Origin of the sequence: Butyrivibrio sp. LC3010 (genome assembly GCF_000424385.1) — a bacterium.
GTDB lineage: Bacteria > Bacillota > Clostridia > Lachnospirales > Lachnospiraceae > Butyrivibrio.
Map to the genome: position 1 here is coordinate 318,018 of NZ_AUJU01000001.1, position 17,168 is coordinate 335,185.

Here is a 17,168-nt window from a genome sequence, read left to right on the forward strand (position 1 = left end):
CCGAAACGGAGTGGAGACAGGCGCGGCATGTGGGTTCGATCTACGTTCTACTTCGGTCGGTGCTAAGCGCACATCCCCTGGATGTGCAGCACCCCACCTCGTGTACTTGGCCAGAGGCCAGAAAGGAGTCGGAAATGACACAGAATATTCCAGCGATCGATATGGTCGCCACGGGACAGAGAATTACAGATTTAAGAGTGGCAGCCGGTATGTCTGTGAGGGATTTACAGGATGTGTTCGGTTTTGCTACTCCACAGGCGATTTACAAGTGGCAGCACGGAACTGCCATGCCAACACTGGACAATTTAGTCGTATTAGCAGCTGTTTTAGGTGTTGCTATGGATGACATTATCGTAGTCGAAGGGGAATGGCTTTATTCAATAAGCGCATGAACTGAATATAGATTGCAGGCGTTAAAGTGCCTGCGTATGGTCCCATAGTCTAATGGTTTAGGACGCTGGCCTTTCACGTCAGAGATACCGGGTTCAAGTCCCGTTGGGATCACTGTGGCTTCTTGGTCTAATTGGTAAGGACGTCAGCCTCTCAAGCTGGAAATGTCGGGTTCGAGTCCCGCAGGAGCTATTATGGGTGGGTATGCCTAGCAGCGAGGGCAAGGGTCTGTAAAACCCCCACATCAGAAACATCGCAGGTGCAACTCCTGCTCCCCCCACTATGTTTGCGTGACCGAGATGGCTTATGGTATCGCTCTGCTAAAGCGAAGCACGGCTAAACTGTGCCGAAGGTTCGAATCCTTCCGCAAACGCTCCGGGTAGGTATGCCTAGTGGCGAAGGCAGGGGTCTGTAAAACCCTGACAAGGAAACACCGTGAGTTCGAGTCTCACCCTGCCCACTTAAGTGTCATCTGATGACACTATACAAATAGGTCCGACAGGGCGATAATACTAACAGAACAAAGATATGGAGCTGCGAGGAGCAGTAGAAAGTTAAGAGGATTTATTGTAAATGTACTACGTAACTATCAACAAGCAATTTAATAACAAACAGTTTATGCAGTTCTGCAAAAATCAGAAGTGCTTTGTTAGTTATGCAAATTGCAAGTTGGTGGAAAGTGGTCCAGGATATGCCAAATGATGGATGATCCGGAGCATTAAGAATAAATGAGGTCATTGAGATCTGTAGCCACTTAGCTTGCAAGAGTTAAGTGGTTTTTTAATGCGAAAAAGGAGAATGGAAGAATGGATTATCCAGTAATTGATATTGAAGGAACAGGAATTAGGATTAGGAAACTGATCAGAGAGAGCGGACATACAGTGCCAGAGGTTTCTGAGTACCTGGGAGCAAGCACATCCCTTGTATATAGATATCTGCGAGGGGAAGTGCTTCCAAGCATAGATAGGATTGTAGCGCTTTCAGTTTATCTGGAAGTTCCGATTGATGACATAATTGCAGTCGATTAAGACTGCGCGTTGCGGCATGGGGTAATGGTAGCCCACAGGATTTTGGTTCCGGTAATCTTGGTTCGATTCCAAGTGCCGTAGTTAAGACATGGTAGCCAAGCTGGAAAGGCAGCGGACTGCAACTCCGCCAACGTGGGTTCGAATCCCACCTATGTCTCTTAGGGCTTGTAGCTCAACTGGTAGAGCTGGGGACTGAAAATCCCTGCGAGGTGGTTCGACCCCACCCGGGCCCATTATGCTTCCTTGGCAGAGCGGATATGCACCGGCCTTTTAAGCCGAGAGATGCGGGTTCAACCCCCGTGGGGAGCACTAAGCTGTTGTAGCTCAGTTGGAAGAGCAGTAGACTCTTAATCTGAAGGTCGTGGGTTCGAGCCCCACTAACAGCATTATTGCGGTATAGCTCAATTGGTAGAGCACCTGACTCTGACTCAGGGCGTTGCAGGTTCGAGTCCTGCTACCGTAGTTCTGGACACATAGCTCAATCGGCAGAGCGCCCGGCTGTTAACCGGGAGGTTGTGGGTTCGATTCCCTCTGTGTCCGCTATTCCAGGATAGCGTGGGAGGTAGAGCATCCGCTTCATACGCGGAAGGTTATGGGATCATGGCCCATTCCTGGGACTCTTTTCCTATAGAGGTGCTTTGTAGATTAGCTATCCAATTTATCAACCACGAGTTTATATACAATGAGATAAATCTCCAATAAAATAAAAATAGAGGAGGCAATATCGATGGATGATGGATATAGAAAAGTAATGGAGATCCTAGAAGCAAATAGATTTAGACACATGTTGGAGCCTTTGGATTACACTGTGTCTTGGGAAGAACCTGACAGGGTAAAAGGACTTGACCTTGAAGCTACAAAGAATAGAGTGTGCAATCTGATTAAAACAAAGGGATTAAAAGATAAGACCATTGCTGATAAATTGGGTATTACTCCGCAGGCTGTTAATAAATGGCGACATAAAGGATCTTTTTTTGTGATTGAAAACCTTTATATTCTCAGTGGCCTTCTGGGTGTAAGTGTTGATAATCTTTTAGTCCCTGTAGCCGTAAAGAAATGGGAAGTTTTGATTGAGAAAAGATGAGAGCCCTAATGTTAGTGAAGCAATGAATCAGTTTGGAATAATCGGAGTTTTGAAATGAGCAGAGTACTTGTGATTCCTGATGTACATTTAAAGCCATGGATTTTTGATATGGCTGATAGAGTTGATGAGAACAGCTACGATGACATTGTAATTCTCGGAGATTTGGTAGATGATTGGGGAAAGGGAAATGATTTAGACGCATATAACGAGACTTTGGACAGGGCTGCTGAATTTGGAAAAGAGCATGACCATTCATTGTGGTGCTATGGCAACCACGATGTATCCTATTTTTGGGATGCCATGGAATCGGGGTATTCTGTCCAGGCAAGGATAACTGCTATTGAAGGTATTACCAGACTGGAGCGTGTTATTGAAGAACGTTATAGATTTGTCCATAAAATTGATGATGTGCTGTTCAGTCATGCCGGTCTTACGGAGAGTTTTGTCTTTCAGACGTGTGGATATCATATGAAAGAGATTGATGATATCCTTGCAAGGATTAACCGTATGGGTAAGCAGGAACTGTGGAGGGATAATTCACCGATTTGGGCAAGACCTCAGGCTGATTTCTACCGAATGTTCAGGGATGATCTCTTTTACCAGGTTGTGGGACATACACCTGTAGAGGAACCACTTGACCTTGGAGGCGTACTGACGCTGGATCTTTTTTCAACATACTCAAATGGGGATCCGTATGGTAACCAGAAGTTGTATATTGTGGATACTGCAACCCGGAAATATGAAGAAGCATAATTTTTTTGCAGATTTAGAAAAGTGCTTTACAAGTCATAATACAGGTGCTAATGTAAATACATAGGAAGTGCCTGTCCTATTTATTTTGATGCAATCATCAACATAAATATGCGGTCGCTTCCTTTTTTGTTAAATTAAAACAGAAATACTACGAAAGGTAAGGTTTTAAGCTTTCAATGAGAAATATGATGTTTACAAATTTCACAGCCATAGAAACTACAGCATATGATTGCACGATCGATATGCTTAGTACTCGTGCGCTCGATTTGGCGACATCACGCGGCAAAAAAGGTATAGAAAGAAATAGAAGGATAGATTATAAAGTCCGATGTTAGACTGATACCAGGCACATTGGAATAATAATCAGGGTTTTAGGATCTATCCGTGAAAGTGGGTAGGTCCTTTTTTAATATAAAAAATGATGGGCGGTAGTTCAATGGTGAGAACCGGTGTCTTATATGCATCTAACCTGAGTTCGATTCTCAGTCGCCCTATTAGGGAATAGTTAGCAGGCACTTCTTATTCCTGAAAAACTTAATACTTTAGCAGAAGTCTACAGGCACGGACTTCTGCACCGCGGGTCTTGGGACTGCATGGGGTGGTCGCCTGCTTTGCAAGCAGGATATTCAGGTGGGTTCAATTCCCACAAGATCCATTTAAGCTTTCGCCTTCCTAGCTCAACTGGCTAGAGCATCTGCCTTGTAAGCAGAGGGTTCAGGGTTCGAGTCCCTGGGTAGGCTTTTGGCTCTATAGTATAAAGGCTATTATGCCGGACTGTCTATCCGGAGATCAGAGTTCGATTCTCTGTAGAGTCGTTTATATTGCGGGATAGTCTGGAGATGGTTCCAGCCCAGCCTCATAAGCTGTGCAACGCAGGTTCGAATCCTGCTCCCGCGACTAAGCTATAGAAAATTTGCAGGTTTCAGCTTCATGTTTTATCAACCACGAGTTAACTGACAGTCAGTATGTATAGGGATATCATTTAATTAAATGGATTGTGCGCCGTCACATTAATCCGGTGGTGGTGTGAAAATCAGATGGTGTCCACCTATCGGGCGTCGCCGTAACAGTCGGATTTACAAGATTTGGGAAAATAAGTATAGCAGGGAGAGATGATAGAAATGCGTTTTGATGAGATGGACAAAAAGATGCGTGTTTACGAGCAGTCCTTAGATCAGGTATTGCTTCCGGATATTTATATGGTGGCAAGGCTTGATGGCAGAGGCTTTACAAGACTTACTAAGGAAGTCTGTCATTTTGAAGCACCATTTGATGAAAAGTTTAGAGATATGATGGTGAAAACAACAAAAACTCTCATGGATTGCGGATTCAGAGTAGTATACGCCTATACAGAAAGCGATGAGATTTCATTATTGTTTGCGGCAGATGAAGATGCATTCGGCAGAAAAGTGCGCAAGTATAATTCAACACTTGCTGCTGAAGCAAGCGCAGTCTTTTCGCTTGAACTTGGGATGGCGGCAACATTTGACTGTAGAATGGTGCCTCTTCCAAATGCTGAGAGAGTTGAGGATTACTTCAGATGGCGTCAGGAAGATGCTAACAGGAATGCGCTAAATTCACATTGTTACTGGATGCTCCGAAAGGAGGGCACATCAGTTCATAAAGCTACGTTAGAGTTGAAAGGAAAAGGTGTTGCGTATAAAAATGAGCTGCTTTTCAGCAGAGGAATCAATTATGATAAGTTGCCCTCATGGCAGAAACGAGGCGTAGGCATGTGGATAGAAGAGTATGGAAAAGAAGGATTTAATCCGCTTACTGGTGAAACAAAGATGACAACACGTAAAAGAATACATGTAGATTACGAACTGCCGTTAGGTGATGAATATGGCAGCTTTATTCGGAAATTTACTTAAGGAGGATGAAAAGAAAAATGAGAAAATTAGCATCAATACAGAAGATAAAGGAAGTCTTTCCAATACCCGATGCAGACAGACTGGAACTTGTTCAGGTTCTTGGATGGAAGTGTGTCGGAGGAAAGGGAGAATTTCATGTGGGAGATCTGGTGGTCTATTTCGAGATAGATTCCTTTCTCCCTGTATGTGAGGAGTTTGAATTCCTGAGAAAGAGTTCCTACAGAAGTAATGATTTTATGGGTGAAGGATTCAGATTAAAGACTATGAAGTTCAGGGGAGAGATATCCCAGGGATTATGCCTTGGGATTGATAAGCTCTCAAAGCTTCAGGGGATGAGTCTTGAAGAAGGAATGGATGTGACGGAAATCCTTGGAGTTCGCGAGTGGGAAATGCCAGAAAGGGCAGGATCAGGAGGAACCATGATAGGTGATCGGCCCGGATATATACCTAAGACTGATGAGACAAGGATACAGTCAGCGCCGGAGCTGCTTAATGAGTTTAAGGGGCTGCCTTATTACATAACAACCAAGATGGATGGTTCAAGCCATTCCATAGGTGTAAGGGACGGAGAAATTTCTTTTACCGGCCATAACTTCACTTATAAGGATGACGGAAAGTCAGCGTTTGTGGAGCATGTAAAAACAGCAGGTATTCCAGAAAAGATGAAGGTATATGCAGAGGAACATGGACTGAGCTCTTTGGTTCTCCAGGGAGAATGGTGCGGGGAAGGAATACAGAAGAACAGACTTAGGCTTAAGAAGCCAGAGTGGTTTGCATTTACGGCAAGAGCTGATGATAAGAGAACTGACCTGGCAACGCTTAAGGAAATCTGCAGATATGTCGGATGTCAGATGGTTCCGGTGGAAGAGGAAGGCGATGATCTCTTAGCAAAGTATCCTGATGAGGCGGCTCTATTAGCAAGGGCAGAAGGTGTTGGATACAATGGGACAATACGAGAGGGAATAGTAATAAGGCCTGTTACGCCTGTTCACTCTTATACACTTAGCGGGCCTTTATCAATGAAAGTGATAAACAACAAGTATCTAATGAAAAATGATGAGTGATCATAGACGGGAGGCAGCATGATATCAACTTTATATGAACCATTCAGGCACTGGTCAGAAAATGGATCTGTTTATATCCTGTCTGATACGCATTTTAAAGATTCTGATTGTAAACTCATGGACCCTGACTGGATAGAACCAGATGAACAGGTTAATATCCTGAATTCTGTGATCATGAAAAATGACACATTTGTCTGCCTGGGAGATGTTGGAAGTCCTGAATATATAAAAAAGCTCAGGGTCAGAAAGAAGATACTGCTTCTTGGAAACCATGACAGAAGGGGAGATTACAAGGACCTTTTCAATGAGATATATTCCGGTCCACTATTTATAGCAGACAAGATTCTTTTGTCACATGAGCCGGTATACGGACTTCCGTGGTGTCTTAACATCCATGGACATGACCATAGTAACATGGAGATGTACAAGGAAGGCTGCAAGCATTTAAACCTTGCAGCCAATGTATGCGGATATACTCCGGTCAATCTTGGAAAACTGATAAAAGACGGGATTCTATCTGATATCGACAGTATACACAGGATCACGATTGATCATGCAGTGGAGAAGAAAGAAAAGAAGTGGATTAGTAAAGAGACACAGCAATGAAATCGAAGATATTAGAGTTTATAGAAAATAATACAGATAGCTGGGAAGAAAAGCTGAATGCAATGCTCATTAGGATAAGCCGTAATGGTGATTTGGCTTGCTTTAAGTATATGGCAGAAGCTGATTTCTCAGATCCACTGGTATGCGAAGCAAGAGGAATTATAATTGACGTGGTTCAGCGCGTAGTGGTCTGCTGGCCGTTTGATAAGTTTTTTAATGTACAGGAACAGTATGCTGCAGATATTGACTGGAATAGCGCCATGGTGCTGGAAAAAATAGATGGCTCTATGATAAAGCTTTTCTGGTACAAAGGTGCTTGGAGATTTGCGACAAGTTCTACCTGTGATGCTAAGGATGCTGCTATTCCAGGGTATAACGAACTGACTTATGCGGACATAATTGCCCGTGCTGAAAACGTAAATGAGATTCCTTTTGAGGAACTGAATAAAGACTATACCTACATTTTTGAGCTTGTTTCTCCACTTAGTCAGATTGTTGTCAGATATGAAATGACTGAGCTGTTCTTCCTGACCGCAAGAAATAATCTTACAGGTGAAGAGTTGGATACAGAGCTTCTGCAATTTAGGAGACCCAGGAGCTTTGCACTAATATCTTTGAATGAGTGTCTTGTTGCTGCTCTTGCGCTAAATAAGGGTGGCGAGATAGAGTATGAGGGTTTTGTCGTGGTTGATGAGAAACATAACAGGGTCAAGATAAAGTCTCCGGCATACGTGGCTATGCACAGATTATCTACGAATAAAGTGTTCACCGTAAAGAGAATGGCTGAGTTTTTCTGTAATGGTGAGGATCTTTCAAAGCTGGCAAAAGATTTTCCGGCTAATGCCCATATCATTAAGTACTATGATTGGCAGTTTGCTGAGATGAAGCATAAAGCAGAAGACATGATGCTTTATTCCAGGCGCCTTTATGAAGAATACGACCACGACAGGAAAGCAGTAGCCATGACCATAAAGGATTCTCCATACGCATGGGCTGGATTTAAGGCAATTGGGAACGAAAAGGACATCAGTGATATCATGGCAGTGCTTGCACCGGCAAATGTTGAAAAACTGATTGTGGAGTATCCTGAGATAAGTAATTGAAAGCTGAGAAATTATTATTGACGTTATAGGGAGGGACTTAATGAGTTCTATAACTTTTGTGATCGGAGCAACTGCTTCTGGAAAATCATTTTATATAAATGAAATGTTTTCGCAGGAAGACGTAGACATTTTAAATGCATATGATTATCAACAAAGAGCATATGATGAGGCAGGGTATGAAGACGCAATTCCAATTTCTGTGCAGAAAAAATGTGTTATGAAGGCTAATAGTATGCTTCTCGAAGATATTTTGAGAGACGTTAAGGCAGGCAAGAAAGTTGTTGTAGAGCAGACCTTCTATAAGGCCAAGCGACGTATTGCATATATTGATGAAATCAGGAAGTGCGGTGATGTGACTATAGATGTCCATGTAATGTGCCCTGATGATGATCAGTGGAAGATGAATATCCAAAAGCGTGGATTAGATGATCGGTTTGAATATTATAAAGCTATTGAAACAGAAATAGAGTTTCCAAACCCAAGTGAAGGCTTTGACAATATCTTTGCTGTAAAAAATGGCAAACCTGTCCTAAGAATGGATGATCCTAAGCCTGAAATAGTTGATATAGCAAGAAAAGAGCTACAGAAAGAAGCAGAGATGATTAAGGCTGAAGATGCTAGGAGAGAAGAAAAGGAAAAACTCATAGAGTCTATGAAAAAAAGACCTTTTTGGCATTATTGTGAGGTCTGTGGAAAAAAAGAATATATAACTGCTGAGCAGGCATATATGAGTGGATGGGATTATCCTCCTCACATTGGGATGTTTGGAGTGCTTAGTCCAAGAACATGTGGTAATTGCTCTGACATGGATACTCTATGGGCAAAGTTTATTGCAAAAGATGAATCGAATTGTTTTACTACATCAGAATTAAATGAGTCAGAACGGAAGACATTGCAAAGAATTAAGGGAGAACCTGAAAGCTTGCTGACAGAAGATGCGTGGGATTTATGAATATCAGTTAAAAGAATGTAGCTTATGAATTCGGGAATCGAAAACAATAATAGAAATAGTATTAAATATCGCCCTATTACATTTGATTCAGCTAAGAAAATGTTCACATACTTGCAGGATGTTGGGGATTTATATAGTCCTGATGAACGTATCTATGTATTTAACTATAGTGAATCTGGAGCGCTTGCGGTGTATAGGATTTGTGAGCTAAGAGCCAAAGAGCTTAGTAGGGACAGTGAGAAAGCTGATGAATACTGGGGTGCATTCCTCGGACCAGGAGGAAGTATCTATGACGTTCCTGGCGAACAATGTGGCGTTGATTATACAATGAAGTTCTGTGAGGACTGGTACAAATCAGAATGGTACGACACCAGAGATTATGCTGATTTAGTTTTATGAGAGAAGATGAGGCACTAGAAGGATGGAAACAGGAGAATATAGATGCAAACTGAGGACATCACATTTAAAATAACAGGCAGAGATGCGAAAAAACTAAATGAATTCCAAAAGCTTCATGATGGCTGTCTTGAGGGACTGGCTGGAGACAGGTTTTCCTATTCTTTTTCACCAACATCTCTTGGCATGGCAATAACAGTCAGCTGTTCTTGCGGGCAGAAACTATTTCTTGGTAACTTTATGGACCATGATGAGAAAGAGGTTGATATGAGTAAATACGGACCTCTTTCACAAACTGATATTGAGAACAAGAAGTTCGAAGAAGATGCGTTCAGAATTCTGCAGATGGAGAGTCCACGTATATGTATGATAGCATCTGCAAGAAAACAGACATTTACTATGATATATTTCTTTGCTGTGGGAGTTGCATGTAATGCTGACCCGAGAATCTCAAAGTCTATTCTCTATATCTACAGTTTGGATAAGTACCATCATCAGACGAATAACTACACAGGTTCTGAACGGGAGAACATAGAATTATTCTTCAGACACTTTAAGCAGAAGATTTGTGATGAGATTGAAAAATATGATTGTGACAATAAAGCTCTTTTAGAGAAATTGTATTCATGATACGAATTGACAGAATAAGAAGGTGAGAATAATGGGACGAGATGAAAATGTAGCAATATTCCAGGATACGGAAAAAATGTGCAAAGAGAACGGTCGATTAAGGGAGTCTATAAAACTGGCATCTGAGAATCAGAAGCTTATTCTGGAGGGCGATTCAACATTTGCATATGACAATGATAAATATGATGAGGCGGCTAAGATTATAGTCTCAAAGAAAAGAGCATTAGAAGCTGCAAGTGCATACAAAGGGATGAGAGTTGCTGTTCATAATTTTGCTTCAGCAACAAATCCGGGCGGTGGAGTAGTTAAGGGATCTACAGCCCAGGAAGAATGTCTGTGCAGATGCTCGACTTTGTACAGCATGCTTAATACCAAGGAGATGTGGAATGGATTTTATGCTCCCCACAGGAATGCAGCTGATCCAATTCACAATGATGACATTATATATACTCCGGGAGTTGTAGTGTTTAAAACAGACACAGCAGCTCCTGTTGCCATGCCAGAAACTCAGTGGTATGAGGTTGACGTTATTACCTGTGCTGCTCCTAATCTACGGGAAAATCCAAGTAATCCATATAATAAGAGCGATGGAACGAAAAAAGTGAAAATATCAGATAAAGATCTGCTTGAGCTTCATGAAAAGAGGCTAAGGAGAATATTGGATGTTGCCGTGGCTAATGCTGATGAAGTAGTTATATTGGGGGCATTTGGATGTGGAGCATTTCAGAATAAACCAGATATTGTTGCCAAAGCTGCATCAAATGTGATAGGCGACTTCCTACACCTGTTCAAAAATATAGAGTTCGCCGTATATTGCAGTCCAAGAGATAGCCGAAATTATGACGTGTTTAAGAGGTTATTAGCTAACAGATAGGAATAGGGATAATGAAATTTGGCGATTTAAGGCAAATGATAGATAGAACAGCAAGGATACAGATTTGTGATCACTTCTCTGGAGATTATATGGATTACAGATTTGTTGAGGATGTCCCACATGAAAATGATAGCAGGACGGTCTTTGGTATCGGGCTTGTGAGAAGCGAATACAGAGAAGAGGGAGTGTTAAGCTATGGGCGAAATTGCTATGCAATAGAGATAAGACTATTGGAACCAAAACAATTCTGAGTAGCAAGGTATTAGAATATGAGGCAAACCACTTATTTTTCAATATTTTCTCACATAATCGTATCTCACCATTATCTTACATTAAAAATATATAAAAATGCATTAAAACCTTTAAAAACCATTAAAAAACATTAAAATCCATTAAATATACAATAAAGTCATTAAAAGCCTTTAAAAAGTGATATAATACCATTAACAGGAGGTATCACTTTCATGAACAAATCAGCTGAAATTTTTAAGCCAGGGGCATTACCTGTGACTACTTATATTTCCAGAGAAGCTGCGCTAGGTTTTACTTATGAGGAGAGACTTGAGCAGGCGTTAAATATGTCTGGGTATATAACACTTATTTCCGGTCCATCCAAAATAGGAAAAACGGTACTGTGTGAAAGAGTTGTGGGAATCGACAACCTTGTAGAAGTATTGGGTTCAGACTTTTTGAATAAAGAAAATGTATGGAAGACAATCGGTGCAAAGGCAGGGATGCCTTTATCGGGAATGGTTACTACAGGAAATACTGATAATTCTATATCTGAGGAGTACATTGTAACACGAGAAAATGTTATAGCTTATTATCAGGAGCATGAACTTGTGCTGCTTATTGATGATTTTCATTACGCAAGCGAAGAAATACAGCGATTTTTATCGCAACAGCTGAAAGACGCTATCAGGAAAGGACTAAAGGTAATAATATCTTCGCTTCCTCACAGATGTGACGATGCAATCAGAACCAATCCTGATCTGCAGGGACGTATAAGTATAATCGATATTAAGCCCTGGTCTAAGGATGAATTGAGACAGATTCCAAGAAAAGGATTTGCGCAGCTTGGAATATATGTTGATGATAAGTATATTGAAAGCTTAGTCGGCGAGAGCCTTGCATCACCTCAATTGATGCAATTGTTATGCCTGAATCTGTGTGTGCTTATAAAGGCAGATTCTGGTAATGCAGTTGATGTTAGCGAAGAGATTATAAAAAAAGCTTATAAGTTTTCAACTCTGAACCTGGACTTTAAAAACGTCACTGCTGTTATCAGTAATGGAAAGACAAAACGTGGTAGAGAACGAAAAAAATATTGTACAAGCAAGGGAGAGTTGGATTTATATTCGCTTATACTTGAAGCTATTGCTCAGGATCCGCCTATAGAGGAGATTGGATTCGATGACCTGTTGACGAGAATCAATAAAACAATTGTTGGAGATGATAAGGTTACACCTAAATCATTAAAAGAATATCTGGGCAACATACAGGAAGTCCTAAACGATAAAAACAGAACTTTTGAGGTTCTTGAGTGGAGAGATAACGTACTGTATGTTATAGAAGCATTATTCTTATTCTATTTACGTTGGGGGCGCAATGAACAGGGAACAGAGTATTGAGTTTATTCAGGCTATAGAAGACACTAAAGCGTTAGAAAGAGCAATTTTAGATATCATAGATGAATTGAAATCAGAGGGATCCAAAGAAATCGCAGATGGCTTAGAGCAGCTTATACCGATATCAAATAATAGATTTTCTGTAATTGGCCAGAAGGAACTATTACAGGAATCCAAAAGAAGAGCTATCAGCATACTTAAGAGTGAACCCCAATTTAATCACGTCAGCGAGAAAGAAGCATGTTGCATCGTTGAGAGAGTATTAGGAAAGGTGCAGCTTTATCTGCAGGATATGTTTAAGCGACAGCCACATACTAAATGCACTGACAGTATTTTGAGTATGCAAAAGTGTTTTGATATTGGTAATGAATATGATCTGCAACATATAGTATATGCTCTGCTAAGAGCAGTGTTTCCGCTTGCCAGAATAGAAGAGTATCAGGATGCAGGAGCGTGTGCTGTTAGAAAAGACATATGTATTGATGAGTTTGACATTGCGATAGAGTTAAAATGTACAAGAGATAGCCTTTCCGCTAAAAAGCTTTCAGAGGAAGTAGCATCTGACATTGTTCACTATGATAATAAAAACATTTTCTTTTTAATATATGATAAAGCCAGAATAATAGACAATATCGATGTATTTAGGGATACCTATGAGAAAACTGACATGAGTAAAAACGTGAAGGTGTTTGTGATGCTATAGAAACCGATAAACATTCCTCGGCATCTTTTTTTGGCCAAGGGAATTGCACAAATAGCCAGTATGGATGTTTTTAAATACAAAAAATAATAGTTAGCTGTCTGGCTGAGATGGATGAAATATAGTCGTAATACTGAGCATCAGCTCATGAGTGCGCTGCACTTGTGGCTGGTGCTTTTTCTTTTGTCCTTTTGTTCGAAATTCTCGAACCTAAAGTTCTATTTCTAAGAGAACGTATTATTCCGTCACGTTCCGTAGAATTACATATTAGAAATGAGCAGAGTGTTGGTTATTCCAGATGTGCATTTAAAGCCCTGGATTTTTGATAAAGCAGATAAAGTAACTAGGGATTCTTTTGATGACATTGTAATTCTTGGAGACCTTGTAGACGATTGGAACAGGGGAAATGACCTCGATGTTTATAGGGAGACATTGGACAGGGCTGCAGAGTTTGGGAAAACTCATGACAAATCCCTATGGTGTTATGGAAATCATGATGTTTCATATCTTTGGGATGCTATGGAATCAGGTTATTCAATACAAGCAAGGGAAACGGTTATTGAAGGGATTACCAAGCTAGAGCGTGTGCTGGAGGATCGCTACAGATTCGTGCATAAGATTGAAAATACTCTTTTCAGTCATGCGGGACTTACTGAGACTTTTGTACTTCATGCATGTGGATATCATATCAAAGACATAGATGAGATTATCACAAAAATTAATCATATGAAAAAGGATCAGTTATGGAGAAACAGTTCGCCAATCTGGGCAAGACCTCAAAATGATTTTTACAGGATGTTCAGGGATGACGTTTTTTACCAGGTAGTTGGGCACACTCCAGTGGAGGAACCACTCAACCTGGGTGGAGTATTGTCTTTGGATCTTTTCTCGACATACTCTGACGGTAGTGCTTATGGTAATCAGAAACTATATATTGTAGATACTGAAGGAAGGTCTTATTCAGAAGCTGAGGAGCAGTGAAGAATTATGTTTTTTGAGGATGATGATAAACAATACAAACTGGTGGCACCGGACGTTGACAGTCTTATTCGTTATTTTGACAGCAGGGATTTGATCAATGCCAGAAAGTCAACGCCGGAATTGTTTGCTGCCATGAAACCAATATTTGAAATACTAAAGCCGCTGGCACCAATCAGGAAGAATAGTGATGTAAAGGCGCTGTGGATTAGGATTCCGCGAGGTACGATTGATGACTACGACAGCTTTGAAGATATGAAGCTTTATGGTGATGTAGAAACCTATGAGGAATATGAGCAGCGCTGGAATCATGATTATCCGGATGAGTATATCTGGTATGAACTTGTAGTTGCTTGGTGCCTCGATAGAAATGGTGAACTTAGTTATTATGGCATGGATCTGGGAAATGAGAGAATAATCGCTGCATCCATGGATGACGTAGTGTTTGAAGGAAGAGGATATTACGCTGAAGAGGCAGCAATAAAGCTTTGTGAACTTATAATACCGGCAGTAAAGGAGGCCATGTGCCTTCTTAAGGAAGGAAAATATAATGATCTTGTCGAAAAAGAGCTTCCATATGAATTCCGTACAGGCGTGGTAAAGCGTTCTGATATTTGGAACACTGATCCAGAAACTAAGGAATATGCTTATGATGGATTATCTGAAGAAGCTGTGAGTCGGTTTAGGGAAATGATCGGTTCCGGTGTAAATGATCTGGATAAAATCGGACGGATCAAAGATTTTACTGCAAATGATTTCTTCAAGGCATGCAAACTGGGATATGATGCAATAGGAAAAGACACCAGTAGATTCTCATTATCAGAGATGTATATGCGTTTTTCGGATGGAAGGGACGAAGGTCTGACGGGTAAGGGCCATGGTCTTAATGAGGGTCCGGGTATAGATTTTGAAGATCCTAAAGCCTGGGATGAGTGGTATTACAACAGAGAGCAGCAAGGTGGTCATCCCTGGGAAGTTGTCCCCGGTGGAAACAGCACACATATGGAGCTGTATGTCTGCAATGATAAACGTGATCTTGTATGGGATTTACGAGGAGGCGAGATTACAGAGGAAGAGTATCAGGAAAAGATCAAGAAGGCAGGATATTACTTTTATATAGTCGGCGTTCACAGACAGTTTGAGTCAATAAGCTTTTATCTTGCGCTATCAGATGCAGGCCTTCCGGTAATAATTGGAAGTGCTGAAGAAATGGTGGCAAGTTTTGATGGATCAGATTATGTAGGAGTCGTTCCGCACCATATGTACACCAGATATTGTTCGGATCTTTTTCCGGATGAATATGGTGATATCATAGATTTTACGCATGTCTATAAAGATGAGGATGCCTGGTTTAACAAGATCACATGGCTTCCAGAGGAACCTGCAGTATTGGTGCAGGACTGATATAAAAACATGGATGCAATTTATAGCAGGAAGTTTTCAGCGTAATACTCATTTGTAAGCTCTTTAATGAAGCCCTCAGGCGCTCTGACAACGGTACTTTCGCGTATGTTCCGGATGATGAGCGGATACTTGGGGGCTTTTGTATTAAATCCGAGAAGGGCATATTTGTTGCCGTCAAGACCAACGAAGATCCTCTTATACATACCTTTTCCAAGACCAAGGTGGGCATACTTCCACACATCGCGGTCAAATTCCCTCTGGGCGATATCATCCTTGTCATGACCGTTGTTTACGGTAAGCTTGCTGGTGAAGTCATTCTCGGAATATGAGATGCTGCCAAGAGAGATGGTCACACCATATTTCTCTTCAAGACTTGCAACAGCTTCCTTAAAATCTCTTCGGAATTCAGTTAGGGTATTCTTGTTTATTTCCATTGTTATCTCCAATTAAAAATCAAAATAATCTCTGATAGCAAAGCCAACACCGTTATGGTCGCTGTCTTTTGTAATATAGTTTGCAAGCTTCTTTATATCACTGCGTGCATTCATCATGACGATAGAAATTCCTGCGGTGGTTAACATATCGCGATCATTGTCGGCATCTCCGATAGCCATTGTTTCTTCTATGGAGATATCAAGGAGAGAAGACAGAGTCTTAAGGGCGGTACCTTTTGATACTCCCTCAGCATTCATTTCAAGGCTTGCTTCTTCTGCAAGTGCAAATGTAAGGGGGAGGTCTTTTAATTCCTCATAACCGTGGTGACGGTCTTCCTGATTCCGGAAGTATATGTTTATCTTGGTGATGGAATTGTGCTTTCGACTTTCAGCAGCCATGTCATCAACTTGTCTGGTTACTTTAAGGTACATTGGCTGGTAAACTCCCATATGGAAATCGTCCATGTGGTTGATATCAGCTGAAGATACAATGGATTCATTTTCTGTGAGGAAAGTGAGCATTCCGTCGTATTTATCTGCGACTTCAATTATTCTTTCAAAGCAGGAAGAAGGTACTTCTTTTCTGTAAATGACCTTCATGTCCATGCAGTCATATATTATTGCGCCACTGTAGCAGATGGCATAGCGGATCATGGGAGTTATCTCAAAGTACTCCTTCATTTCAACAAGTGCTCTGCCGGTTGCGTAGGATAGGTGTACTCCTTTATCAGCTACCAATGAAAGATCATCAAGCGTCTCAGGTAGAATTTTTTTATCCGATGTAAGAAGGGTGCCATCCATATCCATTGCAATCAGCCTGTAGGGTAGGAAGCCTTCTTTGTTGTTAGCTTTATTTGAAATAGGCATAATAACGTCCTCTTGTATATCTGTGTTCATCCTTGCAAATTATACATGATTTTGAAGAAATGCCAAGGTGCGGCATATAATTTCAGACTGACTACTTGAATTCCATAACTGTCTTATGAAAGTCTATTTCTGTCATAATTGGTACATCAACTGTCTATTTAGATTCCATTAAATCCTGAAATCTTGATAAATACTCCCTTATTCTTTTTTAGTCATCCTTAGTAACAACGAGCCAATCAAAAAATACATGATAATAATTATAAAAATCCAATGAAATTGATATGGGGATATTGCTGGGTGATGTATAACATAATTACAGAGAGGGCACACAATGAATAGATAGAAAAAACGATGAATATTGTGTTTTAAAAACCCGGGAAATAATATTATAAGCTCAGAAAGA

The 17,168-nt window shown here is 40.9% G+C and carries 19 protein-coding genes and 16 tRNA genes; 33 read left to right on the plus strand and 2 right to left on the minus strand.

Annotation, left to right across the window (positions count from 1 at the left end; all coding sequences use genetic code 11):
• The first annotated feature begins 134 nt into the window (after nucleotides 1-134).
• From G622_RS0101420 to G622_RS0101580, 33 genes are all read left to right on the plus strand, one after another.
• Nucleotides 135-392 (plus strand): helix-turn-helix domain-containing protein, encoded by a 258-nt coding sequence (locus tag G622_RS0101420; protein ID WP_044917036.1) that lies wholly within the window; start codon nucleotides 135-137, stop codon nucleotides 390-392.
• 38 nt (nucleotides 393-430) lie between these two features.
• Nucleotides 431-504 (plus strand) — tRNA-Glu (locus G622_RS0101425).
• 4 nt (nucleotides 505-508) lie between these two features.
• Nucleotides 509-582, plus strand: a tRNA-Glu gene (locus tag G622_RS0101430).
• A 4-nt stretch (nucleotides 583-586) separates the two neighbouring features.
• A tRNA-Tyr gene (locus G622_RS25615) sits at nucleotides 587-670 on the plus strand.
• Nucleotides 671-674: 4 nt separating this feature from the next.
• Nucleotides 675-763 (plus strand) — tRNA-Ser (locus G622_RS0101435).
• A 4-nt stretch (nucleotides 764-767) separates the two neighbouring features.
• Nucleotides 768-850 (plus strand) — tRNA-Tyr (locus G622_RS0101440).
• A gap of 346 nt (nucleotides 851-1,196) precedes the next feature.
• Nucleotides 1,197-1,418: a helix-turn-helix domain-containing protein gene (locus G622_RS0101450; RefSeq protein ID WP_026509199.1), complete on the plus strand. Its 222-nt coding sequence runs from the start codon at nucleotides 1,197-1,199 to the stop codon at nucleotides 1,416-1,418.
• A gap of 10 nt (nucleotides 1,419-1,428) precedes the next feature.
• Nucleotides 1,429-1,499, plus strand: a tRNA-Gln gene (locus G622_RS0101455).
• 4 nt (nucleotides 1,500-1,503) lie between these two features.
• A tRNA-Cys gene (locus G622_RS0101460) sits at nucleotides 1,504-1,575 on the plus strand.
• A gap of 4 nt (nucleotides 1,576-1,579) precedes the next feature.
• Nucleotides 1,580-1,651 (plus strand) — tRNA-Phe (locus G622_RS0101465).
• 4 nt (nucleotides 1,652-1,655) lie between these two features.
• Nucleotides 1,656-1,727 (plus strand) — tRNA-Lys (locus tag G622_RS0101470).
• 4 nt (nucleotides 1,728-1,731) lie between these two features.
• Nucleotides 1,732-1,804 (plus strand) — tRNA-Lys (locus G622_RS0101475).
• A gap of 4 nt (nucleotides 1,805-1,808) precedes the next feature.
• Nucleotides 1,809-1,881, plus strand: a tRNA-Gln gene (locus tag G622_RS0101480).
• Between the two features lie 4 nt (nucleotides 1,882-1,885).
• Nucleotides 1,886-1,958 (plus strand) — tRNA-Asn (locus tag G622_RS0101485).
• A 187-nt stretch (nucleotides 1,959-2,145) separates the two neighbouring features.
• Nucleotides 2,146-2,502 (plus strand): helix-turn-helix domain-containing protein, encoded by a 357-nt coding sequence (locus G622_RS21245; protein WP_049945162.1) that lies wholly within the window; start codon nucleotides 2,146-2,148, stop codon nucleotides 2,500-2,502.
• A gap of 54 nt (nucleotides 2,503-2,556) precedes the next feature.
• A complete protein-coding gene (locus tag G622_RS0101500) occupies nucleotides 2,557-3,255 on the plus strand; it encodes a metallophosphoesterase (protein ID WP_026509200.1) in 699 nt (232 codons plus the stop codon).
• 423 nt (nucleotides 3,256-3,678) lie between these two features.
• Nucleotides 3,679-3,749: transfer RNA gene (locus G622_RS0101505), tRNA-Ile, on the plus strand.
• 84 nt (nucleotides 3,750-3,833) lie between these two features.
• Nucleotides 3,834-3,910: transfer RNA gene (locus G622_RS25620), tRNA-Ala, on the plus strand.
• Nucleotides 3,911-3,921: 11 nt separating this feature from the next.
• Nucleotides 3,922-3,995 (plus strand) — tRNA-Thr (locus tag G622_RS0101510).
• Nucleotides 3,996-4,077: 82 nt separating this feature from the next.
• Nucleotides 4,078-4,152: transfer RNA gene (locus G622_RS0101515), tRNA-OTHER, on the plus strand.
• A 215-nt stretch (nucleotides 4,153-4,367) separates the two neighbouring features.
• On the plus strand, nucleotides 4,368-5,129 hold the full coding sequence (locus G622_RS0101520) for a tRNA(His) guanylyltransferase Thg1 family protein (RefSeq protein WP_242832932.1): 762 nt from the start codon (nucleotides 4,368-4,370) through the stop codon (nucleotides 5,127-5,129).
• Nucleotides 5,130-5,146: 17 nt separating this feature from the next.
• The gene (locus G622_RS0101525) at nucleotides 5,147-6,193 is read left to right on the plus strand and encodes an RNA ligase (ATP) (protein ID WP_026509202.1); all 1,047 of its coding nucleotides are present in this window, start codon (nucleotides 5,147-5,149) and stop codon (nucleotides 6,191-6,193) included.
• Nucleotides 6,194-6,211: 18 nt separating this feature from the next.
• On the plus strand, nucleotides 6,212-6,799 hold the full coding sequence (locus G622_RS24190) for a metallophosphoesterase (protein ID WP_049945632.1): 588 nt from the start codon (nucleotides 6,212-6,214) through the stop codon (nucleotides 6,797-6,799).
• On the plus strand, nucleotides 6,796-7,902 hold the full coding sequence (locus tag G622_RS0101535; protein WP_026509203.1) for an RNA ligase: 1,107 nt from the start codon (nucleotides 6,796-6,798) through the stop codon (nucleotides 7,900-7,902). The genes G622_RS24190 and G622_RS0101535 overlap by 4 nt, the downstream gene beginning before the upstream one ends.
• Nucleotides 7,903-7,942: 40 nt before the next feature.
• The gene (locus G622_RS25080) at nucleotides 7,943-8,854 is read left to right on the plus strand and encodes an AAA family ATPase (RefSeq protein WP_081675122.1); all 912 of its coding nucleotides are present in this window, start codon (nucleotides 7,943-7,945) and stop codon (nucleotides 8,852-8,854) included.
• 24 nt (nucleotides 8,855-8,878) lie between these two features.
• Nucleotides 8,879-9,253: a hypothetical protein gene (locus G622_RS0101545; RefSeq protein ID WP_026509205.1), complete on the plus strand. Its 375-nt coding sequence runs from the start codon at nucleotides 8,879-8,881 to the stop codon at nucleotides 9,251-9,253.
• A gap of 42 nt (nucleotides 9,254-9,295) precedes the next feature.
• On the plus strand, nucleotides 9,296-9,880 hold the full coding sequence (locus G622_RS0101550; RefSeq protein WP_026509206.1) for a hypothetical protein: 585 nt from the start codon (nucleotides 9,296-9,298) through the stop codon (nucleotides 9,878-9,880).
• A 31-nt stretch (nucleotides 9,881-9,911) separates the two neighbouring features.
• The gene (locus tag G622_RS0101555) at nucleotides 9,912-10,754 is read left to right on the plus strand and encodes a TIGR02452 family protein (protein ID WP_026509207.1); all 843 of its coding nucleotides are present in this window, start codon (nucleotides 9,912-9,914) and stop codon (nucleotides 10,752-10,754) included.
• An 11-nt stretch (nucleotides 10,755-10,765) separates the two neighbouring features.
• Entirely contained in the window at nucleotides 10,766-11,005 is a 240-nt protein-coding gene (locus G622_RS0101560; protein WP_026509208.1) for a hypothetical protein, read from the plus strand.
• A gap of 213 nt (nucleotides 11,006-11,218) precedes the next feature.
• Nucleotides 11,219-12,385 carry an ATP-binding protein gene (locus tag G622_RS0101565; protein ID WP_026509209.1) on the plus strand — a complete coding sequence of 389 codons (1,167 nt, stop codon included), beginning with the start codon at nucleotides 11,219-11,221 and terminating at the stop codon, nucleotides 12,383-12,385.
• The gene (locus G622_RS0101570; RefSeq protein WP_026509210.1) at nucleotides 12,363-13,085 is read left to right on the plus strand and encodes a hypothetical protein; all 723 of its coding nucleotides are present in this window, start codon (nucleotides 12,363-12,365) and stop codon (nucleotides 13,083-13,085) included. The genes G622_RS0101565 and G622_RS0101570 overlap by 23 nt, the downstream gene beginning before the upstream one ends.
• A 270-nt stretch (nucleotides 13,086-13,355) precedes the next feature.
• Complete coding sequence (locus G622_RS0101575; RefSeq protein ID WP_044915872.1) at nucleotides 13,356-14,063, plus strand: metallophosphoesterase family protein; 708 nt, start codon at nucleotides 13,356-13,358, stop codon at nucleotides 14,061-14,063.
• 6 nt (nucleotides 14,064-14,069) lie between these two features.
• Nucleotides 14,070-15,464: a hypothetical protein gene (locus G622_RS0101580; RefSeq protein ID WP_026509212.1), complete on the plus strand. Its 1,395-nt coding sequence runs from the start codon at nucleotides 14,070-14,072 to the stop codon at nucleotides 15,462-15,464.
• 20 nt (nucleotides 15,465-15,484) lie between these two features.
• Here the strand turns inward: G622_RS0101580 and G622_RS0101585 are convergent, their stop codons facing one another.
• Nucleotides 15,485-15,898 carry a hypothetical protein gene (locus tag G622_RS0101585; protein WP_026509213.1) on the minus strand — a complete coding sequence of 138 codons (414 nt, stop codon included), beginning with the start codon at nucleotides 15,896-15,898 and terminating at the stop codon, nucleotides 15,485-15,487.
• 12 nt (nucleotides 15,899-15,910) lie between these two features.
• On the minus strand, nucleotides 15,911-16,765 hold the full coding sequence (locus G622_RS0101590; RefSeq protein ID WP_044956900.1) for a Cof-type HAD-IIB family hydrolase: 855 nt from the start codon (nucleotides 16,763-16,765) through the stop codon (nucleotides 15,911-15,913).
• Nucleotides 16,766-17,168: the final 403 nt, after the last annotated feature.

What these genes read in the sequence shown, in the direction of transcription:
- G622_RS0101550 (WP_026509206.1), top strand. Translation starts at nt 9,296, where the DNA reads ATGCAAACTGAGGACATCACATTTAAAATAACAGGCAGAGATGCGAAA.
- G622_RS0101500 (WP_026509200.1), top strand. Translation starts at nt 2,557, where the DNA reads ATGAGCAGAGTACTTGTGATTCCTGATGTACATTTAAAGCCATGGATT.
- G622_RS0101580 (WP_026509212.1), top strand. Translation starts at nt 14,070, where the DNA reads ATGTTTTTTGAGGATGATGATAAACAATACAAACTGGTGGCACCGGAC.
- G622_RS0101450 (WP_026509199.1), top strand. Translation starts at nt 1,197, where the DNA reads ATGGATTATCCAGTAATTGATATTGAAGGAACAGGAATTAGGATTAGG.
- G622_RS21245 (WP_049945162.1), top strand. Translation starts at nt 2,146, where the DNA reads ATGGATGATGGATATAGAAAAGTAATGGAGATCCTAGAAGCAAATAGA.
- G622_RS0101525 (WP_026509202.1), top strand. Translation starts at nt 5,147, where the DNA reads ATGAGAAAATTAGCATCAATACAGAAGATAAAGGAAGTCTTTCCAATA.
- G622_RS0101590 (WP_044956900.1), bottom strand. Translation starts at nt 16,765, where the DNA reads ATGCCTATTTCAAATAAAGCTAACAACAAAGAAGGCTTCCTACCCTAC.
- G622_RS0101420 (WP_044917036.1), top strand. Translation starts at nt 135, where the DNA reads ATGACACAGAATATTCCAGCGATCGATATGGTCGCCACGGGACAGAGA.
- G622_RS24190 (WP_049945632.1), top strand. Translation starts at nt 6,212, where the DNA reads ATGATATCAACTTTATATGAACCATTCAGGCACTGGTCAGAAAATGGA.
- G622_RS25080 (WP_081675122.1), top strand. Translation starts at nt 7,943, where the DNA reads ATGAGTTCTATAACTTTTGTGATCGGAGCAACTGCTTCTGGAAAATCA.
- G622_RS0101545 (WP_026509205.1), top strand. Translation starts at nt 8,879, where the DNA reads ATGAATTCGGGAATCGAAAACAATAATAGAAATAGTATTAAATATCGC.
- G622_RS0101520 (WP_242832932.1), top strand. Translation starts at nt 4,368, where the DNA reads ATGATAGAAATGCGTTTTGATGAGATGGACAAAAAGATGCGTGTTTAC.
- G622_RS0101560 (WP_026509208.1), top strand. Translation starts at nt 10,766, where the DNA reads ATGAAATTTGGCGATTTAAGGCAAATGATAGATAGAACAGCAAGGATA.
- G622_RS0101535 (WP_026509203.1), top strand. Translation starts at nt 6,796, where the DNA reads ATGAAATCGAAGATATTAGAGTTTATAGAAAATAATACAGATAGCTGG.
- G622_RS0101575 (WP_044915872.1), top strand. Translation starts at nt 13,356, where the DNA reads ATGAGCAGAGTGTTGGTTATTCCAGATGTGCATTTAAAGCCCTGGATT.
- G622_RS0101585 (WP_026509213.1), bottom strand. Translation starts at nt 15,898, where the DNA reads ATGGAAATAAACAAGAATACCCTAACTGAATTCCGAAGAGATTTTAAG.
- G622_RS0101570 (WP_026509210.1), top strand. Translation starts at nt 12,363, where the DNA reads ATGAACAGGGAACAGAGTATTGAGTTTATTCAGGCTATAGAAGACACT.
- G622_RS0101555 (WP_026509207.1), top strand. Translation starts at nt 9,912, where the DNA reads ATGGGACGAGATGAAAATGTAGCAATATTCCAGGATACGGAAAAAATG.
- G622_RS0101565 (WP_026509209.1), top strand. Translation starts at nt 11,219, where the DNA reads ATGAACAAATCAGCTGAAATTTTTAAGCCAGGGGCATTACCTGTGACT.